The sequence below is a fragment of the Serratia sp. Nf2 genome (genome assembly GCF_003028435.1).
GTDB classification, from domain to species: Bacteria; Pseudomonadota; Gammaproteobacteria; order Enterobacterales; family Enterobacteriaceae; genus Serratia; species Serratia marcescens_L.
Genome location: NZ_PYTW01000004.1, coordinates 116,061 through 136,647, shown reverse-complemented (window position 1 = coordinate 136,647; position 20,587 = coordinate 116,061). Strand labels below are relative to the sequence as shown.

General features: G+C 61.4%; 17 protein-coding genes. 5 read left to right on the top strand and 12 right to left on the bottom strand.

The annotated features are described in order from the left end of the window. The first annotated feature begins 10 nt into the window (after window positions 1–10). The gene (locus C9411_RS10900) at window positions 11–2,179 is read left to right on the top strand and encodes a YgiQ family radical SAM protein (RefSeq protein WP_060424780.1); all 2,169 of its coding nucleotides are present in this window, start codon (window positions 11–13) and stop codon (window positions 2,177–2,179) included. A 63-nt stretch (window positions 2,180–2,242) separates the two neighbouring features. On the opposite strand, the gene C9411_RS10895 is transcribed toward C9411_RS10900, so the two are convergent. From C9411_RS10895 to yqhD, 3 genes are all read right to left on the bottom strand, one after another. After that, on the bottom strand, window positions 2,243–2,848 hold the full coding sequence (locus C9411_RS10895) for a transglycosylase SLT domain-containing protein (protein ID WP_107227050.1): 606 nt from the start codon (window positions 2,846–2,848) through the stop codon (window positions 2,243–2,245). Between the two features lie 143 nt (window positions 2,849–2,991). Next, window positions 2,992–3,816, bottom strand: a complete 825-nt coding sequence (gene dkgA / locus C9411_RS10890) for a 2,5-didehydrogluconate reductase DkgA (RefSeq protein WP_060457211.1) — start codon at window positions 3,814–3,816, stop codon at window positions 2,992–2,994. Window positions 3,817–4,103: 287 nt separating this feature from the next. After that, window positions 4,104–5,267 carry an alcohol dehydrogenase gene (gene yqhD / locus C9411_RS10885; protein ID WP_063988680.1) on the bottom strand — a complete coding sequence of 388 codons (1,164 nt, stop codon included), beginning with the start codon at window positions 5,265–5,267 and terminating at the stop codon, window positions 4,104–4,106. A 226-nt stretch (window positions 5,268–5,493) separates the two neighbouring features. Between yqhD and C9411_RS10880 the strand changes: the two genes are divergently transcribed. Further along, window positions 5,494–6,381 (top strand): AraC family transcriptional regulator N-terminal domain-containing protein, encoded by an 888-nt coding sequence (locus tag C9411_RS10880; protein ID WP_369919428.1) that lies wholly within the window; start codon window positions 5,494–5,496, stop codon window positions 6,379–6,381. Window positions 6,382–6,388: 7 nt separating this feature from the next. On the opposite strand, the gene C9411_RS10875 is transcribed toward C9411_RS10880, so the two are convergent. After that, entirely contained in the window at window positions 6,389–7,417 is a 1,029-nt protein-coding gene (locus C9411_RS10875) for an NAD(P)-dependent alcohol dehydrogenase (RefSeq protein ID WP_107227049.1), read from the bottom strand. Window positions 7,418–7,524: 107 nt separating this feature from the next. Between C9411_RS10875 and C9411_RS10870 the strand changes: the two genes are divergently transcribed. Then, a complete protein-coding gene (locus tag C9411_RS10870) occupies window positions 7,525–8,445 on the top strand; it encodes a LysR family transcriptional regulator (RefSeq protein WP_063988683.1) in 921 nt (306 codons plus the stop codon). A gap of 10 nt (window positions 8,446–8,455) precedes the next feature. Here the strand turns inward: C9411_RS10870 and C9411_RS10865 are convergent, their stop codons facing one another. After that, complete coding sequence (locus C9411_RS10865; RefSeq protein ID WP_063988684.1) at window positions 8,456–9,118, bottom strand: DedA family protein; 663 nt, start codon at window positions 9,116–9,118, stop codon at window positions 8,456–8,458. A gap of 145 nt (window positions 9,119–9,263) precedes the next feature. After that, window positions 9,264–10,460: a cystathionine beta-lyase gene (metC, locus tag C9411_RS10860; RefSeq protein WP_107227048.1), complete on the bottom strand. Its 1,197-nt coding sequence runs from the start codon at window positions 10,458–10,460 to the stop codon at window positions 9,264–9,266. Window positions 10,461–10,891: 431 nt separating this feature from the next. On the opposite strand from metC, the gene exbB reads away from it, so the two are divergent. Together exbB and exbD are read left to right on the top strand one after the other, a co-directional pair. Continuing rightward, window positions 10,892–11,869, top strand: coding sequence for a tol-pal system-associated acyl-CoA thioesterase (gene exbB / locus C9411_RS10855; protein ID WP_072269874.1), 978 nt, complete (start codon window positions 10,892–10,894; stop codon window positions 11,867–11,869). A gap of 3 nt (window positions 11,870–11,872) precedes the next feature. Continuing rightward, the gene (gene exbD, locus C9411_RS10850) at window positions 11,873–12,295 is read left to right on the top strand and encodes a TonB system transport protein ExbD (protein WP_004937307.1); all 423 of its coding nucleotides are present in this window, start codon (window positions 11,873–11,875) and stop codon (window positions 12,293–12,295) included. Between the two features lie 55 nt (window positions 12,296–12,350). On the opposite strand, the gene C9411_RS10845 is transcribed toward exbD, so the two are convergent. The 6 genes from C9411_RS10845 to abgT form a co-directional block, all read right to left on the bottom strand. Continuing rightward, on the bottom strand, window positions 12,351–13,394 hold the full coding sequence (locus C9411_RS10845) for a LacI family DNA-binding transcriptional regulator (RefSeq protein WP_107227047.1): 1,044 nt from the start codon (window positions 13,392–13,394) through the stop codon (window positions 12,351–12,353). Between the two features lie 21 nt (window positions 13,395–13,415). Further along, window positions 13,416–14,825, bottom strand: coding sequence for a sucrose-6-phosphate hydrolase (locus C9411_RS10840; protein ID WP_107227132.1), 1,410 nt, complete (start codon window positions 14,823–14,825; stop codon window positions 13,416–13,418). After that, the gene (locus C9411_RS10835) at window positions 14,825–16,195 is read right to left on the bottom strand and encodes a sucrose-specific PTS transporter subunit IIBC (protein WP_060443844.1); all 1,371 of its coding nucleotides are present in this window, start codon (window positions 16,193–16,195) and stop codon (window positions 14,825–14,827) included. Before C9411_RS10835 ends, C9411_RS10840 begins: the two co-directional genes overlap by 1 nt. A 63-nt stretch (window positions 16,196–16,258) precedes the next feature. Beyond that, window positions 16,259–17,668, bottom strand: a complete 1,410-nt coding sequence (locus tag C9411_RS10830) for a carbohydrate porin (RefSeq protein ID WP_107227131.1) — start codon at window positions 17,666–17,668, stop codon at window positions 16,259–16,261. A gap of 196 nt (window positions 17,669–17,864) precedes the next feature. Next, entirely contained in the window at window positions 17,865–18,791 is a 927-nt protein-coding gene (locus C9411_RS10825) for an aminoimidazole riboside kinase (RefSeq protein ID WP_063988686.1), read from the bottom strand. Window positions 18,792–18,971: 180 nt separating this feature from the next. Further along, a complete protein-coding gene (gene abgT / locus C9411_RS10820) occupies window positions 18,972–20,498 on the bottom strand; it encodes a p-aminobenzoyl-glutamate transporter (protein ID WP_107227046.1) in 1,527 nt (508 codons plus the stop codon). Window positions 20,499–20,587 lie beyond the last annotated feature (89 nt).

The following is a 20,587-nucleotide window of genomic DNA, read 5'->3' as shown; positions in this document are numbered from 1 at the left end:
GAGCAGCAGAATGAGCACCACCAGCCTGATCCAACCCGATCGTGAACTGTTTTCCTATAAGCCTTATTGGGCGGAATGTTTTGGCACCGCGCCGTTTTTACCGATGTCGCGAGCAGAGATGGATCAACTGGGCTGGGACAGCTGCGATGTGATCATCATCAGCGGCGACGCCTATGTCGATCACCCGAGCTTCGGCATGGCGATCATCGGCCGCATGCTGGAAGCGCAGGGCTTCCGCGTCGGCATCATCGCGCAGCCGGACTGGAGCAACAAAGAAGATTTCATGCGGTTGGGGAAACCGAACCTGTTCTTCGGCATCACCGCCGGCAACATGGACTCGATGATCAACCGTTATACCGCCGATCGCAAACTGCGCCACGACGATGCTTACACCGCCGGCAACGTCGGCGGCAAGCGCCCGGATCGCGCCACCCTGGTCTACAGCCAGCGTTGTAAAGAAGCCTACAAAGACGTGCCGATCGTGCTGGGCGGCATCGAAGCCAGCCTGCGCCGCATCGCCCACTACGATTACTGGTCAGATACCGTGCGCCGCTCGGTGCTGGTGGATTCCAAAGCCGACATGCTGATCTACGGCAACGGCGAACGCCCGCTGGTGGAAGTGGCGCATCGCCTGGCCGCCGGTGAGAAGATCGGCGACATCCACGATATTCGTAATACCGCGGTGATGCGTAAAGAAGCGCTGCCGGGCTGGAGCGGCGTGGATTCCACCCGTCTCGACAAGCCGGGCCGCATCGAAGCTATCCCGAACCCGTACGGCGACGATCTGCCGTGCGCCGACGGCGCCAAGCCGAAAGAGCCGGAAGCCAAGCCTGTCACCGTGCGCGCCGCCAAGCCGAAGCCGTGGGAGAAGACCTACGTGTTGCTGCCGTCCTTCGAGAAAGTGAAGGGCGACAAGGTGCTGTATGCGCACACCTCGCGCATTTTGCACCATGAAACCAACCCGGGCTGCGCCCGCGCGCTGATGCAGAAACACGGTGACCGTTACGTGTGGATCAACCCGCCGGCGATCCCGCTGACCACGCCGGAAATGGACAGCGTCTTTGCGCTGCCTTATCAGCGCGTGCCGCATCCGTCCTACGGTCAGGATCGCATTCCGGCCTATGACATGATCCGTTTCTCGGTGAACATCATGCGCGGTTGCTACGGCGGCTGTTCGTTCTGTTCGATCACCGAGCACGAAGGGCGCATCATCCAGAGCCGTTCGGAAGATTCGATCGTTCGCGAAATCGAAGAGATCCGCGACAAGGTGCCGGGCTTTACCGGCGTGATCTCCGATCTGGGCGGCCCGACCGCCAACATGTATATGCTGCGCTGCACCAACCCGCGCGCCGAGCAGACTTGCCGCCGCGCCTCGTGCGTGTATCCGGAGATCTGCACCTACATGGACACCAACCACGAGCCGACCATCAAACTGTATCGCCGCGCGCGTTCGCTGGAGGGCATCAAGAAGATCCTGATCGCCTCCGGGGTTCGTTATGATCTGGCGGTGGAAGATCCGCGCTATATCAAGGAGCTGGCGACCCACCACGTCGGCGGCTATCTGAAGATCGCGCCGGAACACACCGAAGAAGGCCCGCTGTCGAAGATGATGAAGCCGGGCATGGGCAGCTACGATCGCTTCAAGCAGCTGTTTGATCACTATTCGAAGCAGGCGGGCAAAGAGCAGTATCTGATCCCGTACTTCATCTCGTCGCACCCGGGCACCCGCGATGAAGATATGGTGAACCTGGCACTGTGGCTGAAGAAGAACCGTTTCCGCCTCGATCAGGTACAGAACTTCTATCCTTCGCCGATGGCCAACTCCACCACCATGTATTACAGCGGCAAAAACCCGCTGAGCAAGGTGGGGTACAAGAGCGAAGACGTGGTGGTGCCGCGCGGCGATCGCCAGCGCCGCCTGCATAAGGCGCTGCTGCGTTACCACGATCCGGCCAACTGGGCGCTGATCCGCACCGCGCTGGAAGAGATGGGGCTGAAGCACCTGATCGGCAGCCGCCGCGAGTGTCTGGTGCCGGCGCCGAGCATCGACGAGCAGCGCGAAGCGAAACGCCTGCAGCGCCATACCCGGCCGGCGCTGACCAAACATACCGATATCAATCGGCAGCGCACGCCGTCCAACCGGCCGCCGCGCAAACCGATTCGCAAAGCCAAGCCGTAACGGCCACGCCGCATGCGCAAACAAAAAGGAGAACCCCCGGGTTCTCCTTTTCACTTTTGATCATCACAGCTGCTCGTAGGCGGCTTCCACTTTCATTAAATGACGCGGCGCCTGCGGAGCGGGGTGGTATTTGCGCACGTGCCAGTTAAAGGCTTCCGGCGACAGGTTGTTGATCATCGCGATGGCCTGCTGACGGTTGTTGGAGAAGGTGCGCAGCAGCGCGCCGGTGCCGTTGACGTAGGCGATGATGGTGGCGTAGCGCAGTGTAACAGGATTCGCGATCCCTTTAAGCTGCTGTTTTTGCAAGGTGGCCAGGTAGGCGGCGCCGAGATCGATATTGGTGTCGGGATCCAGCAGATCGTCATCGTCCGGGCAGCCGCGTTTGCCTTTGTAGCGATAGGCATCGCAGCCGGCGGTATCGGCTTTCAGCTGCATCAGGCCGATAGCGTTGGACCTGCTCACCGCAGCGGGGTTGAAGCCGGACTCCACCTGGATCATGGCGGTGATCAGCTTGGCGTCCACGCCGTATTCGCTGGCGGCGTCTTTAATGGCGCTGTCGAAAGCGTGGCGATCGTAGCTGACGCGCTGTTTCTTGCCGGCGCAACCCGCCAGCACCAGCATGACGCAAAGCATGCCCAGGCTTAACCCGTGTGAGAAAGAGAATTTCATGGTGCTCCGTGCTTGTCTGTTTTTTTAACGGCGTTAACCGGCGGGCGAGGCCTCCGGCGTGGTCATCATAACGTCAGGCGGCGCAAGGGAGCAATGTGCGGGAAGGAAAAGCCCCCTCCGGCGGGAGAGGGCTTGGGGAGGAATTACAGGGTATCCGGATCCGGCCCGAGGCGGTTGCCGACGTCCAGCTTGGCGATCTCGCCCAGTTCGTCCTTATCGAGTTTGAAGTCAAATACCTCGAAGTTTTCGCGGATGCGCGACGGCGTGACCGATTTCGGGATCACGATAAGGCCGCTGTCCAGGTGCCAGCGCACCACGATCTGCGCCGGGGTTTTCTCGTATTTCTCGGCCAGCGCCTTGATCAGCGGCTGGTCGAACACCCCTTCACCGCCCTGCGCCAGCGGGCTCCAGGATTCGGTGGCGATGTGGTGCGTGGCGTTCCAGGCACGCAGCTGGCGCTGTTGCAGCAGCGGATGCAGCTCTATCTGGTTGACGACCGGCGCCACGTTGGTTTCATCCAGCAGGCGCTGCAGGTGCGGCGTATGGAAGTTGCATACGCCGATGCTTTTCACCAGGCCTTGCTCGCGCAGTTTGATCAGCTCGCGCCAGGCGGAGACGTATTGATCCTGCTGCGGGCGCGGCCAGTGGATCAGGTACAGATCCACATAGTCCAGTTTTAGCTTCTCTAGGCTGGTTTCCAGCGCCGCCAGCGGATCGCCCTGATCGTCGTTCCACAGCTTGGTGGTGATGAACAGCTCGCTGCGCGGCAGCGAGCTGGACTGCAGCGCGGCGCCGACGCCTTCCTCGTTCTTGTAGATCGCGGCGGTGTCGATGGAGCGGTAACCGATCTCCAGCGCTTTGCTCACCGCGCGGGTGGTCTCTTCAATACTCGCCTGCCAAACGCCGAGACCCAACTGCGGCATCAGATTACCATCGTGGAGTTTGATGATGGGTTGTTGCGTTGTCATGCGCATCTCCTTGTGTACGGATTGCGGCGCCTGCGGCACCGAAACGGCTATAGATAAATTCTAGTTGGCAAAATGGGCGGTTGCCGGGTTTGCCAGCCTAATTTCAGCGGTGGCGGGAGGGCGACTTTCTCCCCGCTCTCCCTGCGAATGAGCGGTCGGACGGGTGGTGCGAAACGATCGGCGGCGCACTAAGGCGCCTGACGGCGCTCGGTGATCGGCCGGGCGCCGGATGCGGTGAAAAATGGCTGACGGAGACTAAAGCCTAGCAAAAAATCGCCGTTTTGCGATTAACGCGCCGCTTCATAAATGCGGCGGCTGACGTCCAGGGTAATGTCCTGATGCTCGCCCAGGGCGGTCATGCCGTGCTGATGCAGCTTGTCGAGCAGCGCCGGAATGCTGCTGCCGTCGAGCTGATAATCCGCCATGCGGGTCGGTACGCCCATCTGCTCGAAGAAGGCGCGAGTGGCGGCGATGGCCCCGTCGATACGGCTGTCTTCGCTGCCTTCGCGCAGGCCCCAAACGCGGTCAGCATACTGCAGCAGTTTTTCGCGCTTCTGCGCTTTCTTCTCGTGCAGCAGCGCCGGCAGTACGATGGCCAGCGTTTGCGCGTGGTCGAGATCGTGCATGGCGGTCAGCTCGTGGCCCAGCATGTGGGTCGCCCAGTCCTGCGGCACCCCGGCGCCGATCAGGCCGTTCAGCGCCATGGTGGCGCTCCACATCACGTTGGCGCGCACCGCATAGTTTTCCGGTTCGGCCAGCGCGCGTGGGCCGTCCTCCAGCAGGGTCAGCAGCAGGCCTTCGGCGAAGCGATCTTGCACCTTGGCGTCGACCGGGTAGGTCAGATACTGCTCCAGGGTGTGTACGAAGGCGTCGACCACGCCATTGGCGATCTGGCGTGGCGGCAGCGAGTAGGTCACCACCGGATCCAGCACGGCGAAGCGCGGCTGCACCAGCGGCGAGAAGAAGTGCTGCTTGTCGCCGCTGCTTTTACGGGTGATCACCGCGCCGCTGTTGGATTCGGAGCCGGTGGCCGGCAGCGTCAGCACGCAACCCATCGGCACCGCGTCGGCGATGTGGCTGCCGACGGTCTGCAGGATATGCCAGGCGTCGCCGTTGGCGGTATAACGGGCCGCGGCGGCGATGAATTTGGTGCCGTCAACCACCGAACCGCCGCCGACCGCCAGCAGGAAATCGATGTTTTCCGCCTTAACCACCTCGACCGCTTTCATCAGCGTTTCGTAAGTCGGGTTCGGCTCGATGCCGGAGAACTCCCGCACATCGCGGCCGGCCAGCGCGCTATACACCTGGTCAAGCACGCCATTTTTCTTCACGCTGCCGCCACCGTAGGTGATCAGGATGCGTGCGTCCGCCGGGATCTGGCCGGCTACTTCGGCAATTTGGTCCTTGCCGAACAGGATTTTGGTTGGGGTATGCAGAATGAAGTTTTGCATGGATGATTTCTCTCTTTCTGTCAGGCGGGCGCCAACGTGGCGCAAAGGTTTCTGGCCCGTATTGTCAGGAACCTGGCGGCAACGCACAATGCACATTCCTGTTTGGTTCTTGCCTATTTCTACAACTTGCTGTAGAAATGGCGAGTTTTAAATTATGATTTATGCCGAATCGTTCTGACTGTAAGAGGGTGTTTCCGTGACTGAAATCGATGCGCTGCGCAGCCGCATGGCGCGCCAGGCGATGGCTATCGCCACCGGCAACGGCTACACGCCGTCACCGGTGCCGCGGGTGAAGATCCTGTATGTCGATCGCCACTGCCCACGTCAACCGGTGATGTACGAACCGGGGATCGTCATCATCTTTCAGGGGCACAAGGTCGGCTATTGCGGCAACAAGGTGTTCCAGTACGATCCGCGCAACTACCTGCTGATGACGGTGCCGCTGCCGTTCGAGTGCGAAACCTTCGCCAGCCCGGAACTGCCGCTGGTTGGGTTGGCGGTCAATATCGATACCCAAATGCTGCAGGATTTGCTGATCGACATCGGCGACGACGACTACCTGATGCAGCCGCGGGCGGAGAGCAACGGGGTGAACCTGGCCGAGCTGACGGAAGCGTTGCTGTGTGCCACCGAACGCCTGCTGGACGTGATGGCCAAGCCGCTCGATGCCCGGGTGCTGGGGCCGCAGATCGTGCGCGAGATCCTCTACTACGTGCTGCGCGGCACCTGCGGCGCGTCGCTGCAGGAGTTGGTCAACCGCCATACCCACTTCAGCCAGATCGCCAAGGCACTGCGGCGTATCGAACATCAGTATGCCGATAACCTCAACGTCGAGCAGTTGGCCAGCGAGGTCAACATGAGCGTCTCGGCGTTTCACCATAACTTCAAGGCGGTAACCAACACCTCGCCGCTGCAGTACGTGAAGTCGTACCGGCTGCATAAGGCGCGCCTGCTGATGGTGCATGACGGCCTGAAGGCCAGCACGGCGGCGATCCGCGTCGGTTACGAGAGCGCGTCGCAGTTCAGCCGTGAATTCAAGCGGCTGTTCGGCATGACGCCGAGCGATGAAGTCGCCCGGCTGCGCGACGCCAATCCGCTGCTGCTGGAGGGCTGAGCCGCGTTTACGGGGTCAGGACGATCTTACCGAACGGCCCGCGATCGAGGTGATCCAACGCCTGCGGCAGCTGATCGAAGCGGTAGACCTGGTCGATCACCGGCTGCAGGTTGACGGCGTCCACGGCGCGCACCAGATCTTCCAGCGCGCGACGATGGCCGACGCCGATGCCCTGGATCTGCGCCGATTTCAGCAGCAGCAGGCCGGCAGGCGCGGAAATCTCGGCGCCCGCCAGCACGCCGATCACCGAGATGCGGCCGCCCACCGCCACCGCGCGCACCGAATTGCCCAGATTCGGGCCACCGACGGTGTCGATCACATGGTCGATGCCGCGATCCTGCGTCAGCGCATATACCGCTTCGACCCAATCACCGTTCAGCCGGTTGATGCCGTGACTGGCGCCCAGCACCCGGGCGCGCACCAGCTTTTCATCGCTGCCGGAGGTCACGAACACCTCGGCGCCGTGCGCTTTGGCGATCTGCAGTGCAAACAGCGCCACCCCGCCGGTGCCTTGCACCAGCACCGTCTCGCCGGCATGCAGCTTGCCTTGCTCCACCAGCGCGAACCAGGCGGTCAGCCCGGCGCACGGCAGGGTGCTGGCCTGCACGTCGTCCAGCGACGCCGGCGCCGCCACCAGCCAGTCTTCATGCAAAATCACATATTCCGCCAGCACGCCCGGATAGAAGCCGCCGAGGGTGTGGTAAGGCACCTGGCGCGCATCGCCGTACGGCTTTTGCCGGCCATCGAGCCAGCCGGGGCTGAAGGTGGAGATCACCCGGGCGCCGGGTTGGAAACGGCTGACGCCGGGGCCGATGGCGTCGACCTCGCCGGCCATGTCCGAGGCGGGGGTGAACGGCTGCGGCAGCGTCAGCCCCATGCCGCTTTCAATCATCAGTTTGTCGCGGTAGTTGAGCGCGACCGCCTTCACTTTCACTCTGATCTCGTGTGGCCCCGGCTGCGGGATCGCTTCGGTGGTCAGCTGCAGGTGTTCACGTCCCAGGGCATCCATTGTCCAGCGTTGCATCGTGTCGGTCATGATGTTCTCCAAAGTCAGCGATTAACGACCTGTCGATAATATCGTTGATAGAGGTTCGCCAGTGGCGATAAGATTTCCGCAGATTGTTTCTTTCAGAGCGACAAATCATGAGCGATCGATTGAGCGGCATTTCGGTATTCGTCACCGCCGTGGAGGCGGGCAGTTTTGCATTGGCGGCCAGTCGGCTGCACCTGTCACGTTCAGCGGTGGGGAAAACCATCGCCCGGCTGGAACAGCGGCTGGGTGTGCGGCTGTTTCATCGCACCACCCGCAGCCAGAGCCTGACGGACGACGGCGCGTTGTTCTATGAACGCTGCCTGCGGGCGCTGGAGGAGATCCGCAGCGCGGAAACGTTGCTGGAGTCGGGCAAGCGACAGGTCAGCGGCCGGCTGCGGGTATCGATGCCGGTGCTGTTTGGCCGCATGTGCATTGCGCCGCTGCTGACTGAGCTGACGCGCGAGCACCCTGGCCTGGAGCTGGAGCTGTCGTTCAGCGATCGGGTGGTGGATCTGATTGAGGACGGCTTCGATATGGCGATCCGTAACGGCACGTTGGCCAACAGCGGCGGGCTGGTGGCGCGGCGTATCGGCGATCATCGCATGACGCTGTGCGCCTCGCCGGCCTATCTGCAGCGGTGCGGCGAACCGCGCAGCATCGAGCAATTGGCCCAGCATGAGGCGGTGACCTATATGCGCGCCGGTGCGCGGCGCAGCTGGTTGGTATTGGATAGCGACGGTAAGCCGCAGGAAGTGATGCCGAATAACCGGCTGCAAATGGACGATCTGCAGGCGATTGCGGATGCGGCGACGGCGGGGTTCGGCATTGCCTGGCTGCCGTGCTGGCTGGTGCGTGAGCAGCTGTTGAGCGGGGCGCTGGTGCGCTTGCTGCGCGACCGGCCGGGTGCCGCCTTTGACGCGCATGCGGTGTGGCCGCACACGCCTCACCTGCCGCTGAAGGTGCGGCTGGCGGTGGATACACTGGTGAGCAAACTGCCTGCCAGCCTGGCGTTGGTCGAGAAGGCGCTGTAGTGCGCCTGGCTCAGGAGGAGGCGGCGCGTTTTTTACGCCAGATCACCAGCATGGCGCCCAGCAGGCCGACGAACAGCAGCAGCAGCGGCAGCAGCATCAGGCCGGTCATCACCTGGCTTTCGTAGCGCTTCACCAGCGGGATTTGGCTGAAAGCATAGCCGAGGCCCACCAGCGCGCAAACCCAGATCGCCGCGCTCAGCCAATTGAACACCTGGAAGCGTGAGCTGTTGAGCCCGGAAATACCGGCCATGGTCGGCAGCAGGGTGCGCACAAAGCCGAGGAAACGGCCGATCAGCAGCGCCGTCAACCCGTGGCGGTTGAACAGGTTGTGTGCGCGCTGGTGGTACTGTGCCGGCAGCTGCAGCAGCCAGCTCTTCACCAGGCCGGTGTGGCCCAGCCAGCGGCCCTGGATATAGCTCAACCAGCAACCGAGGCCGGCGGCGGCGGTCAGAATCAGCAGGGTGGGGGCAAAGCCCATCACGCCTTTGGCGATCAGTGCGCCCGACAGCAGCAGCAGGCTGTCGCCGGGGAGAAAGGAGGCGGGCAGCAGTCCGTTTTCCAAAAACAGAGTGGTGAAAAGTACGGCGTAAACCACCCAAATTACGCTGGGATCGGCGAGGGCGGTAAAGTCCTGCTGCCAAAGCGCATGAATAATCTCTCGTAATACATCCATTTTATGTCCTGTTGCATGCCGGTTGCGCCCGGGGTCACGTTCTCCAGGGTGCGGCGGTTACCGTATCTGACAGTTACCCGGATAGTGTACCGCTAATAGCTTAAGCCGACATTAAACGAGACGAAGAAAATTAGCGGAATCCGCCTTAGCGCACGCCGTTGAGGCGATCGAAGCCGGCAGCCAGATCGGCGATCAGGTCTTCGACGTTCTCCAGGCCGATGTGCACGCGCACCAGCGTGCCGGAAAAATCGACGCCGCCCGCCGGACGGATCGCTTCCAGCTCTTCCGGTTGGTTGGCCAGGATCAGCGACTCGAAGCCGCCCCAGGAGTAGGCCATGCTGAAGTGGCTGAAGTTGTCCAGGTAGGCGGCCAGCTGCGCATCGTCCAGCCGCTCTTTCAGCACGAAAGAGAACAGCCCGTTGCAGCCGCTGAAGTCGCGGCGGTAGAACTCGTGGCCCTTGCAACTGGGCAGGGCCGGGTGATTGACCGTCGCCACCTCCGGCCGTTCGGCCAGCCAGTTGGCGACCTCAATGCTGCTGCGCTCGTGCTGCTTCAGGCGCACGCTCAGGGTGCGCAGGCCGCGGCTCGCCATGTAGGCGGTGTCGGCATCCACCATCTGCCCCATCAGATAGGAGTACTCGCGCAGTTGATCCCAACAGCGCGCGTTGGAGACGGCGGTGCCGAGCATGTAATCGGAATGGCCGATCAGGTATTTGGTGCCGGCCTGAATAGAAATGTCGATGTCAAAATCCAGCGCCTTGAACAGCACGCCCGCCGCCCAGGTGTTGTCGATCATGATCACCACCTCCGGCGCCACGGCGCGAATGGCCTGCACCATCGCCGGAATGTCCTGCACTTCCAGGGTGATGGAGCCGGGGGATTCCAGGAACACCACGCGGGTATTGGGTTGGATCAATGTGGCGATATCGGCGCCGATCAGCGGATCGAAATAGGTGGTGCTGACGTTCATGCGACCGAGGATGTGGGTGCAGAAATCCTGGGTCGGTTCGTACGCCGAACCGGTGACCAGCAGGTGATCGCCGGCGCCGACGAACGACAGGATCGCATTGGCCACCGCCGCCGCACCGCAGGGGTACAGCACGCAGCCGGCGCCGCCCTCCAGCTCCACCATCGCATCCTGCAGGGCGAAGTGGGTCAGGGTGCCGCGTCGGCCGTAAAACAGCTCGCCGTGGGCGCGTTGCGCGGTGGCGTGCTTTTTGGCAGCGACGGAGTCGAAGACCAAAGAAGAGGCGCGTTGCGTGACGGGATTGACGGAGCCCTGGGTGTAGCGTTTGCCGCGGCCGGCGCCGATCAGCGTGGTTTCGATGTGTTTTGACGTCATGGTACCTGGCTCACCTTTGGTTGCTCTGCACGTGCCCGTTTGCGATAGCCCTTACGTTAGCATGAGTTAATATAGCCATCCAGACGTTTTAACTTCCAGATACAGAAACGGCTATTATTGGCTGCCAGGTGTGCCTTTCTCGCCTCATCCTTCTGCCCTGGTGCGAGAGAGAAGCCCATTCCTCGGTCAAGACGCCGTTCGGCAGCGTGGCGTTGTTGCGTCGTTGTGGAAGAAAAGTAACGAAATAACCCTATAAAAGGGGCGTTTGGCGGTGAACGGGCGCGGATTGGCGCTTTGCGGCGGGGTTGGCTAAAATTTTCTCGTTTATTTGGTAAATAATAATGAGAACTACTATCAATCCCCGGTTGGTTTGATATGATCGCACGCTGAATTATTCCTTAATTTTGATCGGTAATGGGTGGAGGCACAGCGTGAAAACGGCTGGCAAGAATTTAAATCAAGGATCGTTCGGCCAGGGCCGGGCGCAGTGGGGCAAGGCCTTTGGCCGCAGCCTGATGGCTTCTATGGTGCTGGTCGTGGGGCTGGCCGGCAGCGCGCAGGCAGCGCCGGCGGCCAATCCGGCCGTTACCGAAAGCGTTGCGCCGACCACCGCGCCTGCACCTGCAGCCGCCGCGCCGGAAAGCATCACGCCGGTAAACCCGGCACCGACGATCCAGCCACCGGAAACCCGCGGCATGGACCTGTCCATTTGGGGCATGTACCAGCACGCCGACGCGGTGGTGAAAGCGGTGATGATCGGCCTGGTGCTGGCGTCTATCGTGACTTGGACCATTCTGTTCGCCAAAGGCAGTGAACTGCTGCGTGCCAAACGTCGTCTGCGTCGCGAGCAGTTGGCACTGGCCGAAGCGCGTTCGCTGGATGAGGCTTCCGAACTGGCGCAAAACTTCTCCCCGGAGAGCGTCAGTGCGGTACTGCTGAACGATGCGCAAAATGAGCTGGAGCTGTCTGCGGAATCCAACGACAACAACGGCATCAAGGAACGCACCGGTTTCCGCCTCGAGCGCCGCGTGGCGGCCTACAGCCGCAACATGGGCCGCGGCAACGGCTTCCTGGCCACCATCGGCGCCATCTCGCCGTTCGTCGGCCTGTTCGGTACCGTCTGGGGCATCATGAACAGCTTTATCGGCATCGCCCATTCGCAGACTACCAACCTGGCGGTCGTGGCGCCGGGCATCGCAGAGGCGTTGCTGGCGACTGCGATGGGCCTGGTGGCGGCGATCCCTGCGGTCGTTATCTACAACATCTTCGCCCGCGTCATCAGCGGCCATCGCGCCCAGGTAGGCGACGTGGCGGCGCAGGTCTTGCTGCTGCAGGGCCGCGATCTGGATCTGGCCGCAACGGCGGAAGCCAAGCGCTCACAGCACGCACACCAACTGCGGGCGGGGTGAGTCATGGCGATGCGCTTAAATGAAGATCTGGACGACAGCGGCGAACTGCATGAAATCAACGTGACGCCGTTTATCGACGTCATGTTGGTGCTGTTGATCATCTTTATGGTGGCCGCGCCGCTGGCAACGGTAGATATCCGCGTCGATCTGCCGGCTTCTTCCGCCAAACCGCAGCCGCGGCCGGAGAAACCGGTGTTCCTGTCGGTGAAGGCTGACAAGCAGCTCTACGTTGGCGATCAGCCGGTGAATGCCGATCAGCTGACTTCGGTGCTGGATCAACGCACTCAGGCGAACAAAGAAACCACCATCTTCTTCCAGGCGGACAAGAGCGTGGACTATGAAACGCTGATGAGCGTGATGGACACCCTGCGTAAAGCCGGCTACCTGAAAGTGGGGCTGGTGGGCATGGAAGGCGCCGCCAAGTAGCGGCAGCAAAACGATAAAGGGCGCTCAGGCGCCCTTTTTTATTGATTCAGAGATATCACTCCCCGGCCAACAACGCCCGGGAACCGGCATGGCGCCAGTGGATACGGCCCGGTAGATAAAGCGCATTCTGTTCCAGCGGCCGCTCGTCGATGAGCGCGGTGACCTTGCTGAAGCTATGTTGCGCCAGCGCCCGGCAGTCCTGTGCGACCGTGTCTATCTTCAGCGTCATGCAATCGAACAGGTAGTGATCGTCGAAGCTGCACAGGTGGATGTCGCTCTCCATCAGCTGATGCTGAGTCAGATAACGCAATACCCCTTCCAACAGGCCGCAGGCGGCGGTAAACAGCGCTTTGGGCGGACGCCCCAGCTGTGCGCACAGCTGAGCGAACATCTCGTAACCCGAGCTGGGGTGGTAGCTGCCGTTGATGATCCATTCCGGTTTGCACGATACGCCGGCGCGCTCCAGGCCAAGCTGGAAGCCGGCCAGCCGATCGCGGGTCGGTGAAATGCGCGGCTGCCCGCCGAGAAAATAGATCTCATCCGGATGTTGGCGCGCGACCTTTTCCACCAGGTCGGCGGTCGCATTAACCGAGTCGGTGATCACCAGCGGCAGTTCGGAACCGGCGATCAGGCGGTCCATCTGCACCACCGGTAGCCCGGCGTTGATCTTCTGGTATTCCGCGTCGTTCAGCTGGCTGGAGGCGACGATCAGACCGTCGACCTGCCGCTGCACCAGACTGTTCACCGCCATCATCTCCTGCGCCGGGTTTTCATCGGTGCAGGCGATCAACAGCTGCAGACCGGCTTCGCGGCACAGCGTTTCCAGCTCGCGCGAGATCACCGCAAAGCCGTAGTTGGTCATCTCCGGCACCACCAGCCCCAGCGTATGGCTGCGGTTGGATCGCAAAGAGCGGGCGTGGATGCTGGGCTGATAATGGTGTTCGTGCGCCAGCGCCAGAATGCGATCGCGGGTGTCGTCGGACACCCGGTATTCCTTGCTGCGGCCGTTCAGCACCAGGCTGGCGGTCGATTTCGACACCCCGGCCAGCGTGGCGATGTCACTGATGGTAATGCGTTTATTTTTTTTCACTGACGCCATCTGAAGTCATCGGAGGATGCGTCATTCTAGCATGCATGGCGTCAGCGGCCAGTATTCCAACGCCAGCGGTGCGCTCCCGTTCAGCCGCAGTTGCGGTTCACCTGCCGGGAAGTAGCGCGCGCTCATCACCGCCTCGCCGTGGTTGATGAAGATTTCCACGCTGGAACGATCGAACAGCAGCTGCAGATGCGTGACCGGGCCGCGCCAGTAACGGTGCTCCGGCCGGCTGTCGGCCAGGGAAGCGCGCGTCAGTTGCAGCCGATCGCCGTCCCAGTTCAGCGTCATGGCATCGCCAAAGGCGGCGCTGAACGCACCCTGCGGCGATATTTGCAGCTCCGCGGCCCCCAGCGCATAGGTGGGGGCGTCATCGGCGTGGCCTTGCCAGTCTTCTCGCTCGCCGCGCAGCTGTTGCAGCTCGCGCGCCGGGCGTTGGTGGAGGTGGCCATGCCGCAGCGACAGCTCGCGTGGGCAGGTCATGGTGTGGATCCAGCCGTAACGGCGCGTCGGATGGGCTTCTTCATCTTGCTCGGGCACGCCCATCCAGCCGAACAGCAGGCGGCGGCCATCTTCCGCCAGCGTCGTCTGGGGCGCGTAGAACTCGAAGCCGGCGTCCAGCTCGCGAAATTCGCCGTGGCTGAAGGCCGCCTGCCGGTAATCCAGCTTGCCGAGCAGATAGCCGGCCTGATAACGGTTGAGATAGCGTTCCGCCTGCGGCGCCAGCCCCTGCGGGCAGCAGATCAACACGTCGCCGCCGCCCAGCGAGAACAGGTCCGGGCACTCCCACATGTAGCCGAATTCACCCAGGTCGTTCAGGCCGGAACCGGCGATCTCTCCCAGCGCTTGCCAGTCGCGCAGATCGCTGGAACGCAGCAGCAGCACCTTGCCGCGATCCTGCAAGTCACGCGCGCCGAGCACCATGTACCAGGCATCCTGATGACGCCACACTTTTGGATCGCGTACGTGGCCGCTGTAGCCCTCCGGCAGCGGCAGCACCGGCCCGAGTTTGCGGTATTCGCCCCGATCGCTTTCCTGAGCCAGGCATTGGTAAGCCGTGCGTGAGCCGTCGGGAAATTTCACGTTGCCGGTGTAGATCAGCGTGATTTTGTTTTCCGCCACCACCGCCGAGCCGGAGTAACAGCCGTGGCTGTCGTAGCAGGCGCCCGGCGCCAGGGCGATCGGCTGATGTTCCCAACGCACTAAATCAAGCGACTGCCAGTGTCCCCAGCACTTGTTACGATGATCGCAGCCCAGCGGGTTCCACTGATAGAACAGGTGATAAACGCCGTTGTGCTGGATAAAGCCGTTGGGATCGTTCAGCAAGCCAACGCTGGGTGCCAGATGCCAGGCCGGGCGGTGCGGATCGCGCAGCGCGAGTGGCTGGCCGCCCATTACGGCCCGCAGCGCCTGTTTGATTAAGCTGAGTTCTTCCATCATTGCGCGTCCGTTTTATATTTCAGCAGCAGGGAGAGCACGAAGGCGCTGCCAAAGGCGATCGCCAGGCCGATGATATAGCTGACCAGCGAACTGGCCTGCACGATCGCCATGCCGGGGATCGCCGTCAGCCCGACCGCGTTCATGCCGACGTGGTTGGCCACCACCCAGGCGCCGCCGAGCGCGCCGCCCGCCAGTGCCGCCAGGAAGGGCTTCACGAAGCGCAGGTTGATGCCGAACAGCGCCGCCTCGGTGATGCCGAGCATGGCGGAAAAGGCGGAAGGCACCGCGATGGCTTTGATTTTGGCGTCGCGGGTTTTGAAATACACCGCCAGGCAGGCGCCGCCCTGCGCGATGTTGGCCATCGACCAGATCGGCAGCAGGAAGTTGACGCCGATATTGGGGTTGCCGAGCAGTCCGGCTTCTACCGCATGGAAACTGTGGTGAATGCCGGTGATGACGATAGCGGAATAGAGGCCGCCGAACAGCAGCCCGGCGAACCACCCCGCATGGGCAATCAGCGTGCTGAGCACGAAGGAGATGCCGTCGCCCAGCGCGCGGCCGGCGGGGCCGATAAACAGCAGGGCGACAAAGCCTGAGATGACCACCGTCAGGAACGGCGTCAGGATCAGATCGAGCGCGTTGGGGATCACCTTGCGCAGCCGCTTTTCCAGTACGCTCATGAACCACACCGTCAGCAGCACCGGGAACACGGTGCCCTGATAGCCGATCATGGCGATGTCCAGACCGAAGAAGTTCATGGTGTGGAACCCTCCGGCGACGCCCCAGGCGTTGGTCAGCGCCGGATGCGTCAAAATGCCGCCGAGCGTGGCGCCCAGGTAGGGATTGCCGCCGAATTCGCGTGCGGCGGTGAAGCCGATCAGAATCGGCAGGATAATGAACGCCGCCGAGCTGAACATATCCAGCATGATAAACAGCGCGCTGTTGGCATCGGCCCAGCCGTAGGTTTTCACCATGCCGAGCAGCCCCATCAGCAGGCCGGAAGCGACGATCGCCGGGATGATGGGCACGAAGATGTTCGACAGCAGGCGGGCGATGCGCTGCAGCGGGTTGAGCTTTTTCGCCGCGATATCGGCGGCTTCAGCCTTGCTGGATTCGCTGACGCCCGCCGCCTTGATGAATTCCGCATGCACCTTGTTGACCAGCCCGGTGCCGAAGATCACCTGGATCTGACCGGCGTTGCTGAAGCAGCCTTTGACGCCGTCCAGTTTGCCGATGGCCTCTTTGTCCACCTTGCTGTCGTCCACCAGCACCAGGCGCAGGCGCGTGGCGCAGTGGGCGGCGCTGGCGATGTTCTCTTTACCGCCGAGCAGCGGCAACAGCGCGTTGGCGGTTGCGGTAATGTCCATGTTGTCCCCTTGCTAAATAAAAATGCCGCCGCGCAGTTTGCGGCGCAGCGCCGTGAATCGATGTCAGAAGAAATACTTGAATCTGGCGCGCATGCCGTAACGTTGATCGTTGTCGCCGTTGGCTATCTTGTTGTCGGCGTTGGCTTCAAGCAGCGACACATAGGCGCCTAAATACAGATTGAAATTCTTCATATTCATAATGTTAGGTATCTGATACGACGCGTGAACGGTGTGGATGTCGTAGTTGCCCGGTTCGCTAAGCGGGTTGTGGATATCGGCGGCGATCCCGGCGGTATTGAACTCTTTGATATTGTTATGGGCATAGATATAACCCAGTTCGAAGCGCCGCCACAGCACGTTGACGCCGGCGGTGAAGTCTTGCTCGCCTGAGGCATCCAGATAGGCGGTGCTCAGGTTGGCCACCACGCCGTTATCCGGATCGGCGGCGCTGTTGTTCCAGCTCATCGTCATGCCGTAGCCGTTGCGTTTGGACTGATCGACGAAGCGGCCCTGGCCGTCCTGATAGCCGTAGGCGTTATTCACCACGTTGCTTTCCATTGCCGCCGCGATGCTGAAGGCGTCTTTTTTCCAGGCGATCACCGGGCGCAAATAGGCGACGTTTTTCTTATTGTCCAGAGCGTTGCCGTGGTAGCTGTTGTCCTGGAACAGCGAAGTGCCGTCCTCCACCAGCGTGTTCAGCTCGAAATAGACATCACCGGCGTATTTGCTCAACATCAGGTTGCCGCCGCTGCTGCTGCGGCCGCGGCCTTCTTTCATCATGTAGATATAGCCGAAGCCGTCGGCGTACAGATCGTTGGCGGTATTGCCGGAGTATTGAATGAAGGTGTCCTGATTCAGCGGGAACATGTCGTAGGCTTCAAAGCGGCCGATTTTGGTTTGCCAGTTCTTTTCATTGCCGAAGAAGAAGGCGGCGTCGTCCAGGTTCATTTTGCCGGTCATGTCCGCCAGCGGCTGCACGCTGAAGCCGGAGAAGTTGCCGTCCTGATTGCGGCGGTAGCCGTCCAACCCGACCAGAATGCGGCCGTTGATATCCCAACGTTCTTTGTTGCCGGGCTTCCAGTCTTTGTGGTCGCTGCCTTTCAGCGACGTCAGCTGGCCGCTGCGGCTGGCGCCGTCCAGGTTGAACTCCACGTCGCCGTACAGCTTCAGGTCATTGAATCCGCTCAGTTGCAGCACGCTGGCGTTGGCAATCGGCGTTTCCGGCGTGGCGGCATGCTGCACAATCTGCGCGGTTTGCCGTTCGGTGTTGGCGGTGCGTTGTTCCAGCTGTTGCGCCCGACGTTCCGCCGCCGTCGCGCGGGTTTCAGCCTGTGCGGCGCGCCATTCCGCCTGCGCCAGACGTTGTTCCAGCGCGTTGAGACGCGCCTCGATGCTGCCGCTGCCCGAGGCCGCTGCGCTGGAAGCAGAGAGGAAAAGCCCTGTTGTTATCGCTAAATAGCTGAGTTTTTTCATCATCGTCTATCATCCGGGTAAGGGTTGTTATTATTGTTTGCTAAATTGCTAAACCGGTTTTTCATGGCGAAAGATAACGAGAGGGAAGCGCGCTGGCAACTCAGTTAGCTAACCCGATTCAGCTATTGTGATCGAGCGCGCAAATCGTGGACAAAAAGACCACGGCGAACCTTAGGCTCGCCGTGGAAGCAGAGGATCAACGCAGGAAAGCTGCCAGCTCGTCGGCGTGGGGCAGGGCGGTCATGGCGCCTTTGGCGGTGGTGGCCAGCGCGCCGCAGGCCTGCGCCTGGGCGATAACCGCCGGCCATTGCGCTTCCTGCGGCAATTCGTGAAGGCGCGCCAGCGCCGCTAACAGCCCGGCGACGAAGGCGTCGCCGGCGCCGGTGGTATCGACCGGAACGACAGGCGCCGCGCGGAAATGGCGTAGCCGTTGGCCATCATGCACATAGACGCCGTCGCCGCCCAGTGTCACCAGCAACAGGCGCAGCGGATAGGTTTGCATCATCCAGCGAATGGCGTTCTCCAGATCGTCAAGATGGCTGATGAAAGCCAGCTCTTCGCGCGACAGTTTCACCACGTCCGCCAGCAGCAGCGCCTTTTGCAGGCAGGGGCGCAGTGCTTCCGGCTGGCGCCAGACCTCTTCGCGGATGTTGGGATCGAAACTGACCCGGCCACCGGCCGCCCGAATGCGCTCCATCGCCGTGAAGGCCGCACTGCGGCTGGGCTCCTGCGAGAGCGCGATGGAGCAGAGGTGCAGCCATTCACCCCGTTGGAAAGCCGGCAGATCGTCGGGCTGCAAAAATAGATCGGCACTGGGCTGCACCATAAACGTGAATGAGCGCTCACCCTGCAGATCGAGATCCACCACGACCGTGGAGGTGTGGTGTTCGGGGTCTGGCCGCATATGGCCGATATCCACCCCTTCATCGCTCAGCACCTGCTGCAGAAAGGCGCCGAAGCCGTCTTGCCCCACTCGCCCGATAAAAGCGCTGTCGCCACCGAGCCGGGCGATACCCACCGCTACGTTAGCCGGCGCGCCGCCGGGGCATTTGAGATAACCGTTGGCATTTTCCGGCACCAGGTCGATCACGGCGTCTCCCAGTACCCATACGCGATTCATCATGCTTAATCCCTGTTTTTGTCCTTGTCAGATGGGTTGCTAAAATAGAAGAACCGGTTTAGCAAGGCAATGAAATAATGCGTTGGGGCGTTTGGAGGGTGAGGAAGATCAATTTTTCTTCTGGGCTCGGGGGGGAAGAGAACCCGCCCCGCGAGCCGGCTCGGGGCGAGATAGCGGGGGGGTTTAGCCCAGTTTCGGATACACGCCCGGGCCGATTGGCAACCCAAGCGCATACCAGACCAGCAGCAGCAAAATCCACACGCTGAAGAACACCACAGGATAGGGCAGGATCAGCACGTAATAGGTGCCGAGCTGCGCGTCTTTGCGGTAGCGTTGCAGGAAGCCGAGGAACAGCGGCAGGAACGGCGACATCGGTGCCAGCGGCAGCACCGCGGAGTCGGCGATGCGAAAGATCATCTGGGCGAACGCCGGGTGGAAACCGAGCAGCATAAACATCGGTACGAAGATCGGCGCCAAAATTGACCAGATCGCCGAGCCGCTGGCGATGAACATGCACAGGAAGGCGGAGAGGAACATCAGGCCGAGAAATGCCGGTGCGCCACTCATGCCGGCGGCTTCCAGCATATCGGTGAGGCCGACGGCCATAAACTTGCCCATGTTGCTCCAGTTAAAGAACGCCACGAACTGCGACAGCGGAAATACCATCACGATAAAACCCGCCATGCTTTTCATCGGATCGAGCAAGTGGTGGGGAATGTCATCCGGCCGCCGGATCTGTTTGGTGACTACGCCATAGGTAATGGCGACGGTGAAGAAGAACAGGATGATGATCGGCACTATACCCTTTATGAACGGGGAAGGGATCAACGAACCGGTGTTCGGGTCACGCAGCGGCGCGGCCTCCGGCACCACCAGAGCGGCGATGATAGCGATAAACACCAGCGCGGCGATGCCGCTCATCATCAGTCCCCGGTTCTGCAGCGGGGTCAGCGCGGCGATTTTGTCTTCGGCGCTGCCTTGCCACTTCGGCAGCCGGGGCTCGATAAACTTGTCGGTGAGCAGCGCGCCGGCGATGGTCAGTACGATCACGGAGGTGGCCATAAAGTACCAGTTGTCGATCACGCTAACGTGAATCGCGCCATCCACTGCTTTGGTGGCTTCGGTGCTGATGCCGGAAAGCAATACGTCGGTGGTGACGATCAACAGGTTGGCGGTAAAACCGGAGGCGACGCCGGCGATCGCCGCCAGCAGTCCGGCTATTGGGTGGCGGCCCACCGCCACAAACATCAGCGCGCCAAGAGGCGGCATCACCACCAGGGCGGCGTCCGACGATATATGGCTGAAGAAGGCGATAAACAGCACCATATAACTGGCGTAGCGGGCGCTGACGCGCGAGGCCATTTTGTACATCAGCGCCTGCAGCAAGCCGACCTTTTCCGCCAGGCCGGCGCCTATCACCAGCGCCAAAATAGCCCCCAGCGGCGCAAAGCTGCTGAAGTTATGGATGATGTTGGGAAATATCCACTGCATGCCCGCCACGCTCATCAGGTTATTCACCTTGATAAGCTCGCCGGTGGCCGGATTTTTTACCGCTACATCGAGCCAGGAAAACAGCGCGGTGGCCAGCATAAGCACCAGGATCAAATAGACGAACAGTAAAAACGGATTGGGGATCTTATTGCCGATGCGTTCCACCCAGTAAAAAACGCGTCCGGGGCTTTTATTGATTGGCGTTGTGGCCTCACTCATGATTTTACCCTCTGTGTTTGCTCTGTTGTGTGATTGTTATTATTTGATTTATTTATAATTATGCTTAGTGACCCGGTGAGTCGGGCCCT